Origin of the sequence: Anaerovibrio sp. (assembly GCF_024697385.1) — a bacterium.
Taxonomy (GTDB): domain Bacteria; phylum Bacillota; class Negativicutes; order Selenomonadales; family Selenomonadaceae; genus Anaerovibrio.
Window position 1 is genome coordinate 1 of sequence record NZ_JAILFV010000107.1, and the last position, 19,714, is coordinate 19,714.

Sequence of the window (19,714 nt, forward strand, 5' to 3'; positions counted from 1 at the left end):
CATGGCTGGTAAAATTGACCTCATCATCACAAAATCTGTAAGCCGTTTTGCGAGAAATACAGTTGATTCATTGTCTACAGTGAGGAGCCTAAAGGAAAAAGGGGTTGAGATATATTTTGAAAAAGAGAATATCTGGACTCTGGATTCAAAGGGTGAGCTCCTGATTACCATAATGAGCTCTTTAGCTCAGGAGGAAAGCCGTAGTATTTCAGAAAATACTGCCTGGGGCTGGCGTAAACAGTTTGCAGAGGGGAAGATTAAAATAGGCGATAATAACCTTTTAGGTTATGATAGGGATTTTAAAATCAACCCAGAGGAGGCAGAAACTGTAAAATTAATCTACAATTTGTTTCTTAGGGGATATTCACCGTACTATATTTGTAAGGAATTGGAAAAAAGGGGTATAAGGACTATACGGGATAAACTGAAATGGCATCCTTCTACTGTAAAATCAATTCTTACAAATGAGAAATATTGTGGGGATGCTAAGCTACAGAAAACATTCTGTCCTAACTTTTTAGAAAAGGTAAGAAAGAAAAATAATGGTGAATTACCACAGTATTATGTTGAGGATCATCATGAGGCAATTATTGAACCCGCAGTATTTAAAATTGTTCAGGCAGAGATGACCAGAAGAAATGGTATGCATTGCTATGGTCCGGATTTTTATTCCAATAAGATAAAATGCGGAGTATGTGGGGCATGGTACGGCCGTAAGGTTTGGGGTTCGAACACTAAGTACAGAAAAATAATATATAGATGCAATAAGAAGTATGCGGTAAAAGGAAAGCCCTGTAAATCGACGCATCTCTATGAAAATGAAATTGCTGGCATTGTTAAAACAGCAGTCGATAAAATGCTGGGGAATACAGATAAGATTAGAACTAAAATAAGCAGTATCATAAATAAAGAATGTGGCACTAAACAGTTGAAAGCTAAGTTGGATAGGGTAGCAGAAAAGTATAAGGCTTTGAATGATAAATCTATTTATAAGGAGTACGAGAGGTTAAGTAATGAAATATCTAATCGGCAGGACAGAAAATGTCTGTTGGAATGGTTGCTTTTGAAAGTAGAGGAAGTAAATAAAGAATACGATGAGAGAATGTGGATAGCTTTGATTGACCATATTCTGGTTAGGGGGCAGCATGACTATCTGGTGGTGTTTGTTGGTGGGATAGAAGTTGCAGTAAAATAAGAAGAGGCAGCAATCCGGAAAGGGTTGTTGTCTCTTTTTTATCATTATTGGTATATACAAATGTTGGGATTGATAAAAAAATTCTATAGTAACCGATGGCAGGAAACATATTAGTGGGGTGCAATACTATGTCGATAAACCTTGTAATATCGGGGGCTTAGAAAATTTTAATAGGGGTTTATCGTTAAGCTGGTTTAAGGGGTAATCGTTACATAGTATCAAGGTCAGATGGTCGTGAACCCATGCAGGTGTGGCTGGTATGGTGATAAGGAACATCCCTGCGAGTGCACCCCCAGTGAAATCAAGAAATATCATCAAAGAATTTCCGGGCCATTATTGGATCGCATCGATATTAATGTAAGAATTTCCAGGGTGAAATATGAGGAGCTTTCCTCCAAAAGCAAGGCTGAACCATCTGCAGTTATTCGGAAGAGGGTTGTGGCTGCCAGAGCAATTCAGTTGAAAAGATTGTCTCCCTACCATCTGTTTTGTAATGCCCAGATGAATCATGCTTTACTTCAAAGGTTTTGCATTTTGGAGCCCAAAGCACAGTCACTTTTGGAACAGGCTTTCAGGAATATGCATCTTTCTGCCAGATCCTATGACCGTATCATAAAGGTAGCCCGTACTATAGCAGATTTGGCAGGAACAGAAAACATAGAGGCCCTGCATATAGCTGAGGCTATACAGCTGAGAAATGATAAGGATTATGAAATATAGCAGCTAAAACGACAACCGGATGACTTTGACTGTGGCAAAATATGAATAATGGCGTTATAATGACTATGTATGTGTTATTTACCGAATTATTTTTCCATTATCTTTTTTGAGGTGCGAGATGATTATTACAGGCAAGACAAAAGTATTATCGGTTATTGGAAATCCTGTGGCTCACTCTTTGTCACCGGTGTTTCAGAATGCGGCTATTGAAGCGGCCGGGATAGATTATGTTTATACGGCCATGCCGGTTGCAAATGAAATGCTTGAGGATGCAATAAAGGGAATGAAGGCCTTTTCGGTGTGTGGACTCAATGTGACTATTCCCCATAAGGAAAATGTAATAAAGTACCTCGATGCCATTGATAAGGATGCTGAAATCCTCGGCGCGGTTAACACGATAGTGAACGATGATGGTCGTCTGATTGGTTACAATACAGATGTGGTGGGCTTTGTTAAGGGAATGAAGCAAAATGGCTTTGAGCCTGCCGGTAAAAATGCTGTTCTTTTAGGGGCCGGTGGTGCTGCCAGAGCCATTATATGGGGCCTTGTTCAGGAAAAGGTCGCCAGCCTCACAATTGGGGTGCGCAATGTTCCCAAGGTGAAACCTTTGGTGGATTATTTCAGCCAGTATATGGAAATATCCCTGTTGGATTGGCAGTCTGAAACCTTTGACCAGGCCTTGCAGGGGGCAGAGCTATTGATAAATGCCACTCCCTTGGGCATGTATCCTCAGGTGGATAATATGCCCCCAATACAGTGGGATAAGGTACAAGATGGTATTTTTGTTTATGATATTATCTATACTCCTGCTGAAACTCTCTTTTTGAAGACGGCCAGAGAGCATGGCTGTAAAACACTTAATGGTGAAGCGATGCTTGTTGGGCAGGGAGCTGAATCCTTCAGATTGTGGACCGGCATGGAGCCGGACCAAAGGGTTATGACTAAGGCGCTCAGAAAAGCCCTGGAACAGGGAAAATAAATTAATTGGAGTTTTGATTTCTATATGATAGGTTTTTTAAAGGGAAAAGTAGAGTATATTTATATAGATTATTGTCTTTTGGATGTAGGCGGCGTAGGCTATCGTGTATTTGTGTCCAACAATACCAGAAGCAGTCTGAGGCAGGGACAGGAGGCAAGGCTGTTTACCCATTTGAGCGTCAGGGAGGATGCCATGCTCCTTTACGGTTTTTTGACCCAGGAGGAGTATGATCTGTTTGAATTGCTGATTACAGTCAGCGGTATTGGTCCCAAGGTCGCCATGGGCATAATTGGTGCCATTACTCCTGCGGCGTTGAGTCAGGCTATACAGAGTAAAAGTGTCAAGCTGTTGACAGGTCTCCCTGGTATAGGGAAAAAATCAGCCGAGCGCATGATACTTGAATTAAAGGATAAGCTGCATTTTGCCGGGAGCGAGGATGATTCGGAGGTTGTCGGCACAGGAATTGGCGTGGATGCTGTGGCTGATGATGTGCTGAGTGAGACTGCTGCTGCCCTGATGTCCCTGGGGTATAGTCAGGCAGAGGTAAATACAGTACTTCAGAAGCTGGGTGCGCCTGATTCGTCAACTGATGTCCAGGAAATGATTAAAAGGGCATTGAAGGAATTATCTAGGAGGTGATAAGGGATGGAGGATATTGTTTTTGATGAGGAAAGACTGGTTACCACAAACGAACAGTCAGGAGATGAATGGCAATACAGCCTGCGTCCCCATCACCTCAGGGAATATATCGGTCAGGAGAAGGTCAAGGAAAATCTTGATATTTTTATCAAGGCGGCACTGAAAAGGAGTGAGGCACTGGACCATGTGCTTTTATATGGTCCTCCGGGGCTGGGAAAGACCACCCTGGCGGGAATAATTGCCAATGAGCTGGGAGTTAATTTCCGGGTGACCTCCGGCCCGGCCATAAACCATTCCGGAGATTTGGCAGCATTGCTTACTAACCTTAATGAGCATGATGTACTGTTTATTGATGAAATCCATCGCTTATCCAGAAATGTGGAAGAAGTGTTATATTCTGCCATGGAGGACTATGCCCTGGATATTGTTATAGGCAAGGGCCCAAGCGCACGCTCCATCAGGCTGGATATAGCTCCATTTACCCTTATAGGGGCTACCACAAGAGCTGGTGCCCTGGCTGCTCCGCTGCGTGACAGGTTTGGTGTTATTTCCCGTCTGGAATATTACAAGCCTGAGGAACTGGTGCTTGTAATTAAAAGGGCTGCTGATATATTGGATATCAAAATTGAGGATAAGGGAGCACTGGAGATTGCCCGTCGTTCCCGCGGAACTCCTCGTATAGCCAACCGCCTGTTGAAACGGGTGAGGGATTTTGCCCAGATTACCGGTGATGGCTTAGTTACGGACAGTATTGCTGATGATGCACTGCTGCGGCTGGAAGTCGATAAAATGGGCCTCGACCGTACCGACCGCTGCATGCTGGAGGCAATGATCAAAAAGTTTGGTGGAGGACCAGTGGGAATAGATACCCTGGCCGCTGCCATAAGTGAAGAAAACGATACTATAGAAGATGTTTATGAGCCTTATCTGCTCCAGCTGGGCTATATTAACAGAACCCCCCGGGGAAGGGTGGTTACCAGGGCCGGCTATGAGCACCTGGGGATTCCATATCCGGAGATGTGAAGATGAATCTATTATTACATATGTGTTGTGGGCCTTGCTCCTGTTATCCTGTCAAAAAGCTCAGGGAAGATGGTGTAGAACCTACGGGATATTTTTTCAATCCCAATATTCACCCTTATAAGGAATGGGATACCAGGCTGAAAACAGCCAGGGAGTTTGCTGAAAAGGTGGATATGCGTATAATTACTGATGATAACTATATGCTGCGTGATTTCTTGCGCAAGGCCTTGGCGGCTGAATCCGTAGAAAATGGCCGATGCCGGATGTGCTACACCTGGCGGTTGGAGCAGACTGCAAAATTTGCTGCTGAAAATGGATATGATGCCTTTTCCTCAACATTGTTTTATAGTATTTATCAGCAGCATGAGCTTATGAAGGAAACGGCAGAGCATTTTGCCCGGGTATACGGTGTGGATTTTTACTATGAGGATTTTCGTCCTGGCTGGCAGGAGGGAATTGATATCAGCAAGGAGCTGGAATTATACCGGCAGCCCTATTGTGGGTGTATCTTCAGTGAAGAGGAGAGGTACAGCAGGGCGATACGAAAAGAGAGAAAAAAGGCTGCAAAGGCCAGGAAAAGAGCACTTTTGGAGGCAAATGGCCAATTGGCCTGATTATTAGGATAGAGGTGTATTCAATGATTAAATCGTGTTTCTGTAAGGGCATTGTACAGGGGCTGTTGGCCCTGTTTATAGGTACTGCCGTGTTGGGACAGGGCCTGGCAGAGGCTTCTATGCTGTATCCCGGTGTAGGGAAAAAACCTGCCACCACCTGGAAAAAGCAGGATTCTACCGTGAAACCAGAAGAAAAAAAGGATACTGATGACAGGGCTTCATGGCGAAAGCATGAGTCCGAGGCCAGCATAATAAAGGTAGGTCTGGCAAGCGGTATGGCATCGGCCAGCATCAGCTCTGTGGATGGTATGCACATATATGGCACTTCTGATGGACGACAGCATGGTGATTTCCGAAGCAATATTGTTGCCAATCTGTCTGTGGAAGGGAACTCTATATTGGTCAATGGTAAAAACAGCGGTGTTTCCGAGCTGCTGTTTGTTCCTGTGGAAAAATTCTCTGGTGGGCGAATCAAATACAATAAAAATGAATATCGCGGCCAGATATTGGTCAGCATAGTAGGTGGCAAGCTGCTGATTGTAAATAAGATATCGGTAGAGGATTATATCAAAGGGGTATTGCCTTCGGAAATGTCTCCTGCCTGGAATATGGAAGCTTTAAAGGCTCAGGCAGTAGCAGCCAGGACCTATACTTTTTATATGAAAAACCAGAAGGCTCATCTGGGAGACGGATACGATTTATGTGATTCCACGCACTGTCAGGTATACGATGGCCTGTCAAATGAGTCGAAAACAACATCGGATGCCGTGGATGCTACCAAGGGCATGGTGATGACTTATCAGGGAAAGCCTATATATGCGCCTTATCATGCTTCCTCCGGAGGCTCCACAGAGAATTCTGAGGATGTATGGGGCAATAATCTGCCATACCTTAGATCTGTCAAGGATGATGACAGCAAGTCACCATACCATAATTGGTCAGTCCGCTTTAAGGCCGCTCAGGTCCAGAAGCTCCTGAGTGCAGCCGGAAAGAATATCGGACAGCTGAAAAGTATTTCCATGGTGCCCGTTGGTAAAAGTATTAATGGCGTATTGGATTCCGGCAGGGCCAGCGGGGTGAAATTCGTGGGCTCTGGGCAGACTGTTGTACTTACAGGACAGCAGGTTCGTCAGATTTTTGGACTAAAAAGCACTTATTTTGTAGTCCGTACTGAACGCATGGCCAAGCTTCCACCGGATAATAATAAAAAGAATACCAGTCATAAGAATACTGGTACCATTGACGCAGCTCCGGCAGCAATGACCGGGACCAAGCTCAAGGTGGAAAATACATCTGTGGATATAATATTTGACGGACATGGTTTTGGTCATGGACTGGGAATGTCCCAGTATGGTGCCAAGGCTATGGCAGATGCAGGGAAAAAATATGAGGATATTCTGCATCATTATTATACTGATATTGAGATTTATAAAATGTACTGATATATTTGGGAGAAAAGATGAAGCTGACAGAATTTGATTATGATTTACCTGAGGAACTGATTGCCCAGACTCCGGTGGAGCCAAGGAATTTTTCGCGTTTGATGGTGCTGGATCCGGTAGAAAAAAGCATTGAGCATAAGCATTTCTATGACCTAAAGGAGTTTTTGGAGCCTGGTGATACATTGATTTTGAATGATACCAGGGTAATGCCTGCAAGGCTTTTAGGCTGGCGTGAGGGTACAGGTGGCAAGGTAGAGGTCTTTTTGCTTCGTCGTATTGATGGTGATACCTGGGAGACTCTGGTAAAGCCAGGGCGCAAGGCCCGAGCCGGACAGGTTGTTCGTTTTAGTGATGAGCTGGTATGCACCGTACAGGAAAGCACTGATTTTGGTGGCAGAATTGTTAAATTCAGCTATGAGGGGATTTTTGAGGAAATTCTTGACCGTTTGGGTGAGACGCCATTACCACCATATATTCATGAGAAGCTTGCAGACAGTGAGCGTTATCAGACGGTATATTCCCGGGAAAAGGGCTCAGCTGCAGCACCTACTGCCGGCCTGCATTTTACCAAGGAACAGATGAATGACCTGCAGGAAATGGGTGTTAATATGGGCTTTGTAACATTGCATGTAGGCCTGGGGACTTTCAGACCTGTCAGCGTGGATACCATAGAGGACCATGTGATGCACAAGGAGTATTACAGCATTTCCCAGGAGACAGCAGACCTTATAAAGGCCACAAAGGCGGCCGGCAAGCGTGTAATAGCGGTGGGAACTACCTCTATCCGCACATTGGAATCTGCGGCCTCCGGAGTGGGAGAAATAGCTGGCAAAACAGATTGGACCGATATATTCATATACCCGGGATATGAGTTTAAAATCGTGGATGGGATTATTACCAATTTTCATTTGCCAAAATCAACGCTTATCATGCTGATAAGTGCCTTTGCCGGCAGGGAATTCGTTCTTGAGGCATATAAAAAGGCCGTTGAGGAAAGATATCGTTTCTTTTCCTTTGGGGATGCAATGATGATAAAACGAAAGGGATAAGCTATGAACCAGAAGGCGATAAAGGCGATGCAGGAATTCCTGGAAGCCATTGGCATTGATTTGCAGGCTGCAGGGATGGAAAAAACGCCGGCACGGGTTACTGAAATGTATGCAGGCTTGTTTGACGGTTATGGAACTGATACTGATAAGGTATGGGGAGAATTGTTTTCGGCTGAAAATGATGGAATCGTGGCAGTCAGGGATATTCCCTTTTATTCGATGTGCGAACATCATCTGGTGCCCTTCTTTGGCCGTGTTTCTATAGCATATAAGCCCCATGATGGTATGATTGCCGGGTTCAGTAAGTTTACCAAAATGGTGGAGATCATATCACATAGGCCACAGCTGCAGGAACGCATGACGGAGGAGATTGCCCAGGCTGTGGAAAAAGGTCTTGCGGCTGAGGGAGTATTGGTAATCATGGAGGCCCAGCAGCTTTGTATGATGATGCGCGGTGATATGGCCAATGGTACCCGAACGATTACCTCTGCCTCCAGGGGATGTCTCAGGAAGGACAGTCATATGTATCAGCAGGCGTGGAATATGTTAGGATGGAACAGTAATGAATAAAAGATTGTATAGATGGCCGGATGGGAAGACATTGGAGCTTGGGAAAAAAACTCTGGTTATGGGGATTTTGAATGTCACTCCGGATTCGTTTTCTGACGGTGGTAAGTGGAATGATGTTGATCTTGCTATAAAGCACATGAAAGAAATGGTGGAGGCCGGGGCTGATATAATTGATATTGGAGCTGAATCCAGCAGACCGGGTTTTAGTCCCATGTCAGCCTCCGATGAGATTCAGCGTCTGGAAAAATACCTCAAACCGATATTGGAGGCCTGCCCGGTGCCGGTATCTATTGATACCTTCAAGTCAGAGACTGCTGAATTTGCTGCAGCGGCAGGTGTGCATATACTGAATGATATCTGGGGCCTGCAATACAGTGAGGAGCCAGGGCTGATGGCTGAGGTCGCAGCCAGGTATAATCTGCCTGTGATACTCATGCACAACCAGGCCAATACTGAATATAATGGTGACATTATCCACTGCATGAAAGCTTTTTTTGGTGATGGCATTAAAATTGCCATTGAAGCAGGTATCAAACGGGATAATATTATCCTTGATCCTGGGATTGGTTTTGGCAAAACCTGTGAGGATAATTTATATGTGATGAAGCGTTTGGAGGAAATCGGGGAGATAGAGGGCTGTCAGTATCCGGTCCTTCTTGGCACAAGCCGCAAAAGCTTTATTGGCAAGACATTGAATTTGCCGGTGGATGAGAGGATGGAAGCCACAGGAGCCACCTGTGTAGTGGGAATCATGAAGGGCTGTGATATCATGCGTGTGCATGATGTGGCCCCGATTGTAAAGATGTGCCGTATTACCGATGCAATTATGGGAGCAGAGAGACATGGATAGTATATATTTATCCGGTATGGAATTCTATGGGCGGCATGGGGCCCTGCCTGAGGAAAATACCCTGGGACAAAGGTTTATTGTTGATTTAATAATGTATATTGACCTACATAATGCCGGTGCCACAGACTGCCTTGATGAAACCGTAAATTATGCCGCTGTTTTTGACAGGGTACGAAGGATTGTGGAAGGCAGTCCTGTGAAACTGTTGGAAAGGCTGGCGGACAGAATAGCCCATGAAATCTTCCGTGGCTTTGATCTGATTGAAGGCCTTGAGGTTATTATTCATAAGCCTGGTGCACCGATACAAGGGGTTTTTAAGGATGTGAGCATCCGCCTTGTCCGCAACAGGCAGGATTATTTACAGGAATTATAATATGTTAGGTACATATGATTGTTATATCAGTATCGGCTCGAATATTGGGGACAAGGAAGCCAATATAAAAGCTGCTGTAAATCAGCTGGCGGCTTCAGATAAAATTCAGCTTATAAGTGTATCATCATTGTATAGGACTCCACCTTGGGGAAATACTGAGCAGCCCTTTTTTTTGAATGGGGCGCTTTTGGTCAGGACATCCTTGAAGCCTCACGACCTGTTGTCCCTTTGTCAGGATATTGAACGGGGGTTGGGACGGGTTCGCCATGAGCATTGGGGACCCAGGACAATAGATTTGGACCTGCTTTACATTGAGGGGATCAAGGTAAGGCTCCCTGAGCTGGTAATTCCCCATCCATATATGCTTGAGAGGTCTTTTGTTTTGGTGCCTTTGCAGGAAATAGCACCGGAGCTCATGATTAATGGCAGAGGAATCTCTGAGTATCTTGATATATTGTCAGACAGGGATGAAATAGTTAAGGTCAGTAACACCGGTCCGGTATTTTTTGTGTAAGGGAGTGATCAGACATGATATGTTCGCAGTGTGGGCAAGAGCTTAATGCAGACGGAATCTGTCCGAATTGCCATACAGGTAATGTGCGGGAGATGCAAAAGGGTGAAAGCCATGCTTATGATGGAGTGACCATTGATTCAAACAGTACGGACCAGCAATCTGATAACAGGGGAAGTAGGTTTTACGGCTATGGCAGTCGTGGTAGCAGTGGCTGGAATGGCAGGCGGGGAAGTGGCCCGCGTATTATCAGAATTTCTTCCGGCAGTGGCTTCCTGACTAAAATATTGATTGCGGCTGCTGTAGCAGTGCTGATAGCGGGATTTGTCTTTGTTGCTTTGCCGTTGGCTGTTATTGCAATTGTGGTGGGGATATTGGTGTACTCCCTTTACAGTTTTTTTGTTTAAAATTCAATCAAGAAGGACAGTTTACAAAAAAAGTGTTGACATAACACCATAAATGTAATAACATGACCATATTGAAAGTTGAATACTTGAAATCATTGATTGGGAAATAGTAGCTTGTCCAACTTTTGTCAGCGAGCAGGTGCCGGGGAACCGGAGGTGGGATGACCTGTGAAAAGTGATAAGTGAATGGTCCCAAGAGAGTCCACCGAAAGCCATGGAAATGTGGTAATTAGGCTGGAACGGTTGCCACCGTTATTGGGCTGCAGTATCGGATTTATTTCCCGTACTTAAGAGAGTGATATTACGAGTGGCGCAAACATTTTGTCTCGGATTGGGGCAGGATGTTTTTTTTATCACTGAAATTGGGTGGCACAGCGAAACCATTTCGCCCCATATATGGCTTTATAGTCGTATGTGGAGGGAAATGGTTTTTTTGTTTTTGGAGGCGAGTCTATGGTTAACATTAAAATTTGCGGCATCAAGGATATTGATTCGGCCCGGGCGGCAGGGAATGCTGATTATATCGGCTTTATCATGAATAAGCAATATCGCAGATACTGTCCGCCGGAAACGGTAAGGTCCATATGTGATGCAATAAAGGGGCCTCAAAAGGTGGGAGTTTTTGTCAACCAGGATTTGGCCGAGGTGAATGAGCTGGCAGAGTATTGTGGCCTTGACTTCGTTCAGCTTCACGGCAGTGAGCAGGTAGAATATGCAGAACAGATTGATTTGCCGGTTATAAAGGCCTTTCGTTATGGGGATGATTTCTCCGTTTCAAAAGCAGAAGCATATCCGGCAGAGATTGTGCTCATAGACAGCTACAGCAAAAACACAGCCGGAGGAAGTGGCATCAGCTTTGCCTGGCAGGAAGCTGCCGGAGAGATATGCAGCCTCAAAAAGCCGTACATGATAGCCGGAGGAGTTAGTGCTGACAATGTAGGTGAAGCAATCAAGCTGTTTCATCCCTATGGTATAGATGCCTCAGGGTCCATGGAAATAAATGGTAACAAATCCAAGGAGCTTATCAGGAAATTCCTGGAGGCAGCAGGCAGGAAAGGAAGAGAAGTATGAGGGATTATTTGGCTGAAATAGTGGAAAAGAAACGGGATATAGTTGATAGGGCAAAAGCAGAGATGCCCCTTGACAGCATAAAAGAACAAGTGAAAATGGGCGGTTTTGCCATGAGCCTGAAATTTGAGAAGCGAGATTGGAACCTGATCGCAGAATGCAAACTGCAATCACCGTCAAAGGGAAGGTTTCAGCATGATTATACGGCTGCCCAGTTAGCTGAAATTTATGAAAAAAATGGAGCCAGCATGTTATCAGTTCATACCGATCCACATTTCCTGGGCAAAAACGAGGATTTGGTAAAAATCAGGTCAATGGTGGATATTCCCATATTGCGTAAGGATTTCATCATAGATGAATATCAGATATATGAGTCAAGAATGCTGGGGGCAGATGCAATCCTGCTTATTGTTCGTATCCTTGATGAGGCTACACTGAAGAAGTTTTTATATACGGCCTGGAGCCTGGGGATGGATGCACTGCTGGAGGTACATGACCGGCGGGATATGGAAATTGCCTTAAAAACACCGGCAAGATTTATTGGGATCAACAATCGCAATTTACAGCTGTTTAAAACTACCATAGATAATACCAGGGAGCTGCTGCAATACGCAGACAGACAGAGAACACTTATAAGTGAAAGTGGTATACACACCCTGGAGGATGTAAGGCAGCTTCACGAAGCCGGAGTCGATGGGATTTTAGTAGGTGAGGGCCTTGTGGTTGCTGATAATGTTGGTGAACAAACCAGAAAATTTGCATTGATGTAAAAAGATTTAGGAGGAATAAATTATGGCAAAGGGAAGATTTGGAAAATATGGTGGACAGTATGTTCCGGAGATTGTAATGCCGGTTCTCACTGAGTTGGAGGCTGCATATGAAAAATATCGTAATGATCCGGATTTTTTGGCGGAATTAAAAAGCTATTACATGGAGTATGCCGGCCGTCCTACACTCTTATATTACGCTGAAAGGCTTACAAAGCATTATGGCAGGGCAAAAATATTTCTTAAAAGGGAGGATCTGCTTCATACCGGAGCCCATAAAATAAACAATGCACTGGGACAGGTGCTTTTGGCAAAGCGCATGGGCAAAAAGCGTATAATTGCCGAGACAGGCGCAGGCCAGCATGGAGTGGCAACTGCCACAGTAGCAGCTCTGTTTGGTATGGAATGCAAGGTTTTCATGGGTGCTGTGGATATCGAGCGCCAAAAGCTGAATGTGTTCAAGATGAAGCTCCTGGGCACAGAGGTGGTACCTGTGACTACCGGCACATCCACCTTAAAGGATGCTACCAGCGAGGCCATAAGGTATTGGGCTGCTCATATTGAGGATACTCATTATATTATCGGTTCGGCGGTAGGCCCGCATCCATATCCTACAATGGTTCGTGATTTCCAGTCTGTTATTGGCAGTGAGATACGCCAGCAGCTTCTCAAGGAAACCAATGGGCGCCTGGATTACCTTATTGCCTGTGTTGGTGGTGGTTCCAATGCTATCGGAACCTTTTATGAATTCAGAAATGATGCCAATGTACGGAAAATAGGTGTCGAGGCTGCCGGCAGGGGTCCGGCTGTCGGGGATAATGCCCAGACCTTGTCCAATCCGGCCAGCAGGCCTGGAGTACTTCATGGGGCATATAGCTATTTGGCACAGGATGATGATGGTCAGGTAATAGAGGTATATTCCATTTCAGCAGGGCTGGATTATCCGGGAGTCGGTCCTGAGCATGCCATGTTCCATGATGAAGGTACAGTGAAATATGTTGGTATCAACGATCAGGAGGCATTGGATGCATTCCAGCTGTTATCAAGGGAAGAGGGAATTATTCCTGCAGTGGAAAGCTCACATGCATTGGCATATCTGGAAAAACTCATGCCGCAAACCACAAGTGATGAGGTAGTGGTAGTTACATTGTCAGGCCGTGGGGACAAGGATGTACAGCAGGTAGCAAAAGCGTTGGGAGAGGAGCTTTGATTATGAGTCGTTTACAGGATAAATTCAAGGAGTTGGCAGCTCAAAACAAAAAGGGACTGGTTATTTACCTTACAGCAGGCATGCCGGATATACAGGGCACCATTGATGCTGTTAAGATGGCAGAAAAATCCGGTGCAGACATTATTGAACTGGGAATTCCTTTTTCAGACCCCATGGCGGATGGGCCTATTATCCAGGCAGCATCCTATCAGGCAATTCAAAGGGGAATGACTTTGCCGAAGGTTTTGGATCTGGTAAGGGAGATACGAAAATTTACCCAGGTGCCAATTTTGGGAATGGGCTATATTAACAACATGTTGAATTATGGCTTTGAAAAATTAACTGTTGATGCCAGGGAAGCCGGTATTGATGGATTTATAATTCCTGATGTACCCCATGAAGAATCCGGTGAGATGAAGCAGCTTTGTAAAAAGCAGGGGCTGCATCTGGTGGAATTTGTCACTCCGGGAACCACTGAAAACCGCATTAAGGAAACATGCACTACGGCGGATGGTTTTATTTACTGTGTATCAGTAAATGGTGTAACCGGTGTAAGAAAAATAGATTATACCCCGATTAACAATGTTATTGAAAATGTAAAAAAACAGACTGATACTCCTTGTGCTGTTGGCTTTGGTATTGGGACACCACAGGCCGCTCAGGAGGCTGCAGCCAAGTCAGATGCTGTCATTGTTGGCTCTGCCGTAGTAAAGCTCATTATGGAGAACAGGATGGAAGAGGCTGCCGGGCTGATTTCTGATATCAGACAGGCATTGGATGAGAAGGTGAAGTAATGAAAATGACGCCCTCATTGGAGGAATTTAAAAAATTAGCCGACAAAGCAAATATAGTAGCTCTAAGTATGCCGATTTTTACAGACCTTGATACACCGGTTTCAACCTTTTACAAGCTGGTGGGAGAAGACAAGGGATTCCTTCTTGAGTCCGTTGATGCCCATCAGAAATTTGGGCGGTTTTCATTTATAGGTGCCAAGCCGTTTATTAACCTTCAGGTATATCGTAATCGTCTGCTGGTCCAGGAGGAGGACAGAATGAAGGCACTGGATGGTGATCCGGTGTCAACGATTAACAGATATATGGAAAGCCTGAAAAGTGCCATTGGCAATCAGGAGCTTCCTCTGGCCAATGGCGGTGCGGTAGGTTATTTTAATTATGAAATTTCGGCCGTCTTTGACCGGGTCAGAAATGCTGATGTTGATCAGGATGAGCTCTTGGGTCAGTTTATGATATGCCGTATTTTGATGGTATTTGACCAGCAAAAAAATGCTTCCCAGCTTATTTATCTGGCAAGTGTAAATGATGGACAGGAGCTGGATGAGGTTTATGAGGCTGCAGCAAAATACATGGGCGAAATTGAGCAAAGGCTTTATTCCCCTGTCAAAACGCCGGAGGTAAAGGCCGCAAAGCGTACTAACAAGGTGGATTTTCTGGGCAAATACGGAACAATGCCCCAGGAGTTTGAAAAAATAATAAAAAAATGTAAGGACTATATTGTGGCCGGAGATATTTTCCAGGTGGTACCATCCTGTCAATTCCGTGAAAAGGTGACAAAACCGGCATTTCATTTTTACCGCAGGCTTCGTCAGGTGAATCCTTCTCCGTATATGTTTTATTTGAATTTCGGCAGGAAGAAGTTTGTTGCTGCTTCCCCGGAAATGCTGGTAAAGGTTTCGGGAAGTCAGGTATATACATATCCAATAGCGGGTACCAGGCGACGGGGGGCTTCTGAGGATGAGGACAAGTCCCTGGAAGCTGAGCTGGTTGCAGATATCAAGGAATGTGCCGAGCATTCCATGCTGGTAGACCTTGCTAGGAACGATATAGGGCGAATAAGTGAGCCTGGCAGTGTGGTTGTCACCAAGCTTCGTCAGGTGGAGCGTTTCTCCCATGTGATGCACATGGTATCTGAGGTCATGGGAACGCTGAAAACGGGCTACACCCCTATGGATGTCCTGAAGGCATGCTTCCCTGCCGGTACTGTGAGTGGTGCTCCAAAGCTGCGGGCCATGGAAATAATACAGGAGCTGGAGCCTGTGAAGCGCGGTGCCTATTCCGGGACAGTCGGGTATATGGATTTTAATGGAAATATGGATATGTGCATCACTCTTAGGACTATGGTGATAGACGGCGATAAGGCATTTATTCAGTCCGGTGCAGGTATAGTATATGATTCAAGGGCGGATTTTGAGTATAATGAAATCCTGCAAAAATCCAAGGCCATGTTTAAGGTAGTGGAGGAGGTGGAGAATGATGTTGTTGCTTTTAGATAACTATGATTCTTTTACCTATAATGTTTATCAGCTGGTGAGCAGCCTTGGTTCAGAGGTGGAGGTAATCCGCAACGACCAGATAACGGTAGAGGAAGTTGCAAAAAGAAATTATGAAGGCATAATCCTTTCCCCGGGTCCTGGCGTGCCAAAGGATGCCGGTATTACAGAGGAACTTATTGACTATATGAAGGGCAGGATTCCTATCCTGGGAATCTGTCTTGGACATCAGGCTATTGGAGAGGTTTTTGGTGGCAAGGTGGTAGGCGCCGGAGAGATTTTTCATGGAAAAACATCAATAATTAGTCACGACAGTTCAGAAATATATATTGATTTGCCACCTGAGGTGGAGGTAGGGCGTTATCATTCCCTGGTGGTAGAGCGTGAATCCCTGCCGGATTGTCTTCAGGTAACGGCCAAGCTTGCTGACGGGATGATTATGGGCCTCAAGCACAGGCAGTACCCTATCTATGGAATGCAGTTTCACCCTGAGTCTATTCTGACCCCTTTAGGAAGAAAAATGATGAAAAATTATCTTAATCAGGTTGTCAATTTTTGAAATATTATGTTTTTGTTGACTAAGAAGATATAATTTGTTAAAACTTAATTAATTTAAGTAATATATAATCTGGATATAGGATATTAAATTCATCGTGTTGGCTTGTAAAGGTGTTTTATAGCAGGGCAGGAGTGATTACGATGGCATATGATTATATTAATGATGGTGAGATTAACTCGGGTGCTGTCACAAAGGGTGTCAAAGGTAATAAGAAGGCAAGGATTTTGCTGCTCTTAAAGATGTTGAATGAAGAAACTGATCAGGAGCATCAGTTGTCAACCAAAGAAATAATAGACAAAATGAAGGAACATGGACTGTCTGTTAATCGTAAGACAGTAAAAGACGATGTGGATTTGCTGATTGCTTCAGGCTATGATGTCGTTATTACCAAATCCTCCAACAATTCATTCTTCATGGGAGACAGGATTTTTGAGCTGTCAGATCTTAAGCTGTTGGTGGATGCAGTGGCTGCAGCCAAGATTATTTCAGCTAAATCCACTACTGCACTGATTACCCGTCTGCAAAAGCTCTGCAGCAAATACCAGGCGGCGGAATTGTTGTGGAACAAGGATATTAATAAGAATGTAAAACCCTATGCCAAAAATATCAATTTAACCATTGATAAGCTTACCAGGGCGATCGTCAATAAGAAACAGATTGAGTTCAAGTATAATGAATATGACATTCTCAAACAGCTTCACCCAAAACATAATGGAAAGACATATATCATCAGTCCGTTTTTTATGAAATGGAACGAAGATCATTATTATCTTGTTGGTTATGAGGAAAGTACTGGGAACAATAAAACTTTTCGCATTGACAGAATAGATGGTCCTTCCCTGATTGTTACGAAACGGCCGGCAGCCAGAAAGCGCAACAAGGATATGTATATAGACTATTCCCAGTGTGCATTCAATATGATGGCCAATGAAGAGAATAAACACAAAATAAAATTGAAGTGCCGTAACAGTCTTATTACGATAATGATTGATAGATTTGGCACCGAGGTGGATATACGTCCTATGGACAACAACCATTTCCGCCTGACTACAGAGGTATATGTGTCAACTAACTTTTTCAGCTGGCTGGTAAGGTTTGGCGATGATGTTGAACTGCTGGGTTCACCGCAGGTGGTCAAGGATTACAGGGAACATCTGGCCAAGATTTTAAAAAAGTATGAATAATATGATGCGGTGGCATAACTTCTGATTATGCCACTGCTTTTATATATTATGAAAAAGCTTGGCATGTGAATGGATATAAGTGGAAAAATTTGAACAACGGCGTTATAATCAAGTGATAAATACTTTACAAATAAGGCAAAAATGTCTTATAATGCAAAGTAATGATTTGTTCGGTCAATTATCCTATAAAGTAATCTTTAAGTACTATCTTTTCTTGTTAAATAGTAAAAGGATAACATAATGCGATGAATATGGAGCAGCGGATTCCTTCCTTTCAGGTGGCGGCCTTTGCGTCGGACTGCACAGTTTTGTGTTGTAACTGGTACGGCCTTGTTGTGAATCGGGTGCTTTTCATGCGTCGCTTAAACGCTGCATGTCATTTGGTACAAAAGTATGGTATGTGGTCGTTATATATGATTCGGATTTTATCGTGATGTTATGACAAATAAATGTTATGGAGGTGCGTGTTTTTTGCCAAAAGAGAAAAAATTACAGATTATTCCTTTGGGTGGCTTGGGCGAAATTGGCAAGAATATGACTGTCGTTCGATACGATGATGAAATACTGCTTATTGATGCCGGGTTGAGCTTTCCTGATGAAGAAATGCTGGGTATAGATTTGGTTATACCGGATTTTACATATCTGCTGGAAAATCAGGATAAGATAAAGGCCATTGTACTTACCCATGGTCACGAGGATCATATCGGTGCATTGCCTTATGTACTGAAGAAGATTAATGTGCCTGTATATGGTACGAGACTTACCTTGGGTATTCTTGAGGGCCGTCTGCGGGAAAACGGTGTTGATTCCGGAATGCTTCACCCGGTAAAACAGGGTGATACAATCAAGGCCGGATTGTTTAGTGTAAACTTTATTCGTGTAAATCACAGCATACCTGATGCCGTAGGCCTTGCCATTACAACTCCTATTGGTACTATTGTCCATACCGGTGATTTTAAGCTGGACTACACTCCTATTGATGGGAAGATGACTGATTTTAGGCGTTTTTCCGATCTGGGGAACAAGGGCGTTTTGGTAATGATGGCTGACAGTACCAATGCGGAGAGGGAAGGTCATACTCCAAGTGAAAGTACTGTTGGTTCATCCTTTGACAAGCCGTTTCATAATGCTCAGGCCCGTATAATCCTGGCAACCTTTTCATCAAATGTTCACAGGATTCAGCAGGTCATCAATACTGCCATAAGATATAAGCGCAAGGTGGCAGTCTTGGGCAGAAGTATGGTCAATGTAGTTAATATTTCCCTGCAGCTGGGATATATCAATGCTCCGGAAGGGACAATCATCGATATTGATGAAATCAATAATTATCCGCCGGATCAAATCGTTATTATTACTACAGGCAGTCAGGGCGAGCCTATGTCTGCACTGACCAGGATGTCCCAGTCAGATTACCGCAAGGTAAGCATTGTGCCTGGGGACACCATTATTATTTCTGCTACTCCTATTCCTGGAAATGAAAAACTGGTTTCCAGGACAATAGACAATCTGTTAAAGCTGGGTGCTAATGTGGTATACGGCAGGGAAAATGGTATTCATGTTTCCGGCCATGCCAGCCAGGAAGAGCTGAAACTGATGCATAACCTGGTTCGGCCGAAGTTCTTTATACCTGTTCATGGTGAGTATCGTCACCTTATTAAGCATGCCAAGCTGGCCCAGGAGCTGGGAATGCCAAAGAGCAATATCTTTATCGGTGAAAATGGCCAGATTCTGGAATTCACCAAGAATAAGGGCTGTGTTGCCGGTAGGGTTACATCAGGACGCATTCTCATTGATGGCCTTGGTGTCGGCGATGTGGGTAATATAGTGCTCCGCGACCGTCGTCAGCTGTCCCAGGATGGTATTATCATCATAGTGGTTACCATGGACAAGGAACAGGGCGTGGTTGTTGCCGGACCGGATATAGTGAGCCGTGGCTTTGTATATGTGCGTGAATCAGAAGAACTGATGGATGATGTTCGCAATCGCGTAGAGGAAGCGCTGGCAAAGTGTGAGGATGAAGGTATTACAGAGTGGTCAGGGCTGAAGTCTGCCATGCGTGATGCTTTGGGGCGGTTTATTTTCGAGCGTACCCGTCGCCGTCCGATGATTTTGCCAATAATTATGGAAATTTGATATAACGAGCTTTAAGATGTCCCCTTCCTCTTTAGGTGGGGGAAAACAAACTACAACAGCTGGCGAGCATATCTCCCAGCTCGTTGAAACGCTAATTGGAAGATTTTTCTTCTAAAGAAGAAAAATTTGAACAA

The 19,714-nt window shown here is 44.3% G+C and carries 20 protein-coding genes, 1 pseudogene and 1 other annotated feature; all 21 genes and pseudogenes read left to right on the forward strand.

All coding sequences use genetic code 11. The features are described 5' to 3' along the window. On the forward strand, positions 1 to 1,195 hold a 1,195-nt coding region (locus tag K6C05_RS05650), incomplete at its 5' end, for a recombinase family protein (RefSeq protein ID WP_296732313.1). Between the two features lie 234 nt (positions 1,196 to 1,429). After that, a pseudogene (locus tag K6C05_RS05655) lies at positions 1,430 to 1,915 on the forward strand (ATP-binding protein); the annotation flags it as partial. A 118-nt stretch (positions 1,916 to 2,033) separates the two neighbouring features. Beyond that, entirely contained in the window at positions 2,034 to 2,894 is an 861-nt protein-coding gene (locus K6C05_RS05660) for a shikimate dehydrogenase (protein WP_296732316.1), read from the forward strand. 24 nt (positions 2,895 to 2,918) lie between these two features. After that, positions 2,919 to 3,533: a Holliday junction branch migration protein RuvA gene (gene ruvA, locus K6C05_RS05665; protein WP_296732318.1), complete on the forward strand. Its 615-nt coding sequence runs from the start codon at positions 2,919 to 2,921 to the stop codon at positions 3,531 to 3,533. Between the two features lie 6 nt (positions 3,534 to 3,539). Then, a complete protein-coding gene (gene ruvB, locus K6C05_RS05670; protein ID WP_296732320.1) occupies positions 3,540 to 4,556 on the forward strand; it encodes a Holliday junction branch migration DNA helicase RuvB in 1,017 nt (338 codons plus the stop codon). Between the two features lie 2 nt (positions 4,557 to 4,558). Continuing rightward, positions 4,559 to 5,170 carry an epoxyqueuosine reductase QueH gene (locus K6C05_RS05675; RefSeq protein WP_296732322.1) on the forward strand — a complete coding sequence of 204 codons (612 nt, stop codon included), beginning with the start codon at positions 4,559 to 4,561 and terminating at the stop codon, positions 5,168 to 5,170. A gap of 23 nt (positions 5,171 to 5,193) precedes the next feature. After that, positions 5,194 to 6,612, forward strand: a complete 1,419-nt coding sequence (locus K6C05_RS05680) for a SpoIID/LytB domain-containing protein (protein WP_296732324.1) — start codon at positions 5,194 to 5,196, stop codon at positions 6,610 to 6,612. Between the two features lie 17 nt (positions 6,613 to 6,629). Further along, positions 6,630 to 7,661: a tRNA preQ1(34) S-adenosylmethionine ribosyltransferase-isomerase QueA gene (queA, locus tag K6C05_RS05685; RefSeq protein ID WP_296732326.1), complete on the forward strand. Its 1,032-nt coding sequence runs from the start codon at positions 6,630 to 6,632 to the stop codon at positions 7,659 to 7,661. Positions 7,662 to 7,664: 3 nt separating this feature from the next. After that, on the forward strand, positions 7,665 to 8,231 hold the full coding sequence (gene folE / locus K6C05_RS05690; RefSeq protein WP_296732328.1) for a GTP cyclohydrolase I: 567 nt from the start codon (positions 7,665 to 7,667) through the stop codon (positions 8,229 to 8,231). Beyond that, positions 8,224 to 9,081: a dihydropteroate synthase gene (gene folP / locus K6C05_RS05695; RefSeq protein WP_296732330.1), complete on the forward strand. Its 858-nt coding sequence runs from the start codon at positions 8,224 to 8,226 to the stop codon at positions 9,079 to 9,081. Before folE ends, folP begins: the two co-directional genes overlap by 8 nt. Beyond that, positions 9,074 to 9,454 (forward strand): dihydroneopterin aldolase, encoded by a 381-nt coding sequence (gene folB, locus K6C05_RS05700; protein WP_296732332.1) that lies wholly within the window; start codon positions 9,074 to 9,076, stop codon positions 9,452 to 9,454. Before folP ends, folB begins: the two co-directional genes overlap by 8 nt. 1 nt (position 9,455) lies before the next feature. Further along, positions 9,456 to 9,968, forward strand: coding sequence for a 2-amino-4-hydroxy-6-hydroxymethyldihydropteridine diphosphokinase (gene folK / locus K6C05_RS05705; RefSeq protein ID WP_296732334.1), 513 nt, complete (start codon positions 9,456 to 9,458; stop codon positions 9,966 to 9,968). 14 nt (positions 9,969 to 9,982) lie between these two features. After that, the gene (locus K6C05_RS05710; RefSeq protein ID WP_296732336.1) at positions 9,983 to 10,372 is read left to right on the forward strand and encodes a hypothetical protein; all 390 of its coding nucleotides are present in this window, start codon (positions 9,983 to 9,985) and stop codon (positions 10,370 to 10,372) included. A gap of 86 nt (positions 10,373 to 10,458) precedes the next feature. Then, positions 10,459 to 10,768: a binding site (T-box leader), on the forward strand. A gap of 57 nt (positions 10,769 to 10,825) precedes the next feature. Next, positions 10,826 to 11,443 (forward strand): phosphoribosylanthranilate isomerase, encoded by a 618-nt coding sequence (locus K6C05_RS05715; RefSeq protein ID WP_296732337.1) that lies wholly within the window; start codon positions 10,826 to 10,828, stop codon positions 11,441 to 11,443. Continuing rightward, a complete protein-coding gene (trpC, locus tag K6C05_RS05720; protein WP_296732339.1) occupies positions 11,440 to 12,210 on the forward strand; it encodes an indole-3-glycerol phosphate synthase TrpC in 771 nt (256 codons plus the stop codon). The genes K6C05_RS05715 and trpC overlap by 4 nt, the downstream gene beginning before the upstream one ends. A gap of 19 nt (positions 12,211 to 12,229) precedes the next feature. Then, the gene (gene trpB, locus K6C05_RS05725; protein WP_296732350.1) at positions 12,230 to 13,417 is read left to right on the forward strand and encodes a tryptophan synthase subunit beta; all 1,188 of its coding nucleotides are present in this window, start codon (positions 12,230 to 12,232) and stop codon (positions 13,415 to 13,417) included. Continuing rightward, positions 13,417 to 14,211, forward strand: coding sequence for a tryptophan synthase subunit alpha (trpA, locus tag K6C05_RS05730; protein WP_296732351.1), 795 nt, complete (start codon positions 13,417 to 13,419; stop codon positions 14,209 to 14,211). The genes trpB and trpA overlap by 1 nt, the downstream gene beginning before the upstream one ends. Beyond that, on the forward strand, positions 14,211 to 15,707 hold the full coding sequence (gene trpE / locus K6C05_RS05735) for an anthranilate synthase component I (RefSeq protein ID WP_296732342.1): 1,497 nt from the start codon (positions 14,211 to 14,213) through the stop codon (positions 15,705 to 15,707). The genes trpA and trpE overlap by 1 nt, the downstream gene beginning before the upstream one ends. Then, the gene (locus K6C05_RS05740; RefSeq protein ID WP_296732353.1) at positions 15,688 to 16,263 is read left to right on the forward strand and encodes an aminodeoxychorismate/anthranilate synthase component II; all 576 of its coding nucleotides are present in this window, start codon (positions 15,688 to 15,690) and stop codon (positions 16,261 to 16,263) included. The genes trpE and K6C05_RS05740 overlap by 20 nt, the downstream gene beginning before the upstream one ends. Before the next feature lie 140 nt (positions 16,264 to 16,403). Then, entirely contained in the window at positions 16,404 to 17,447 is a 1,044-nt protein-coding gene (locus K6C05_RS05745; protein WP_296732345.1) for a WYL domain-containing protein, read from the forward strand. Between the two features lie 438 nt (positions 17,448 to 17,885). Then, positions 17,886 to 19,580, forward strand: coding sequence for a ribonuclease J (locus tag K6C05_RS05750; RefSeq protein ID WP_296732347.1), 1,695 nt, complete (start codon positions 17,886 to 17,888; stop codon positions 19,578 to 19,580). The last annotated feature ends 134 nt before the right edge of the window (positions 19,581 to 19,714 follow it).

Bases quoted from the DNA above. Each gene is read 5' to 3' on its own strand.
- K6C05_RS05680 (WP_296732324.1), top strand. From the start codon at position 5,194: ATGATTAAATCGTGTTTCTGTAAGGGCATTGTACAGGGGCTGTTGGCC.
- K6C05_RS05750 (WP_296732347.1), top strand. From the start codon at position 17,886: ATGACAAATAAATGTTATGGAGGTGCGTGTTTTTTGCCAAAAGAGAAA.
- trpE (WP_296732342.1), top strand. From the start codon at position 14,211: ATGAAAATGACGCCCTCATTGGAGGAATTTAAAAAATTAGCCGACAAA.
- ruvA (WP_296732318.1), top strand. From the start codon at position 2,919: ATGATAGGTTTTTTAAAGGGAAAAGTAGAGTATATTTATATAGATTAT.
- K6C05_RS05740 (WP_296732353.1), top strand. From the start codon at position 15,688: ATGTTGTTGCTTTTAGATAACTATGATTCTTTTACCTATAATGTTTAT.
- trpC (WP_296732339.1), top strand. From the start codon at position 11,440: ATGAGGGATTATTTGGCTGAAATAGTGGAAAAGAAACGGGATATAGTT.
- queA (WP_296732326.1), top strand. From the start codon at position 6,630: ATGAAGCTGACAGAATTTGATTATGATTTACCTGAGGAACTGATTGCC.
- K6C05_RS05660 (WP_296732316.1), top strand. From the start codon at position 2,034: ATGATTATTACAGGCAAGACAAAAGTATTATCGGTTATTGGAAATCCT.
- K6C05_RS05745 (WP_296732345.1), top strand. From the start codon at position 16,404: ATGGCATATGATTATATTAATGATGGTGAGATTAACTCGGGTGCTGTC.
- folB (WP_296732332.1), top strand. From the start codon at position 9,074: ATGGATAGTATATATTTATCCGGTATGGAATTCTATGGGCGGCATGGG.
- folP (WP_296732330.1), top strand. From the start codon at position 8,224: ATGAATAAAAGATTGTATAGATGGCCGGATGGGAAGACATTGGAGCTT.
- K6C05_RS05675 (WP_296732322.1), top strand. From the start codon at position 4,559: ATGAATCTATTATTACATATGTGTTGTGGGCCTTGCTCCTGTTATCCT.
- folE (WP_296732328.1), top strand. From the start codon at position 7,665: ATGAACCAGAAGGCGATAAAGGCGATGCAGGAATTCCTGGAAGCCATT.
- K6C05_RS05715 (WP_296732337.1), top strand. From the start codon at position 10,826: ATGGTTAACATTAAAATTTGCGGCATCAAGGATATTGATTCGGCCCGG.
- K6C05_RS05710 (WP_296732336.1), top strand. From the start codon at position 9,983: ATGATATGTTCGCAGTGTGGGCAAGAGCTTAATGCAGACGGAATCTGT.
- folK (WP_296732334.1), top strand. From the start codon at position 9,456: ATGTTAGGTACATATGATTGTTATATCAGTATCGGCTCGAATATTGGG.
- ruvB (WP_296732320.1), top strand. From the start codon at position 3,540: ATGGAGGATATTGTTTTTGATGAGGAAAGACTGGTTACCACAAACGAA.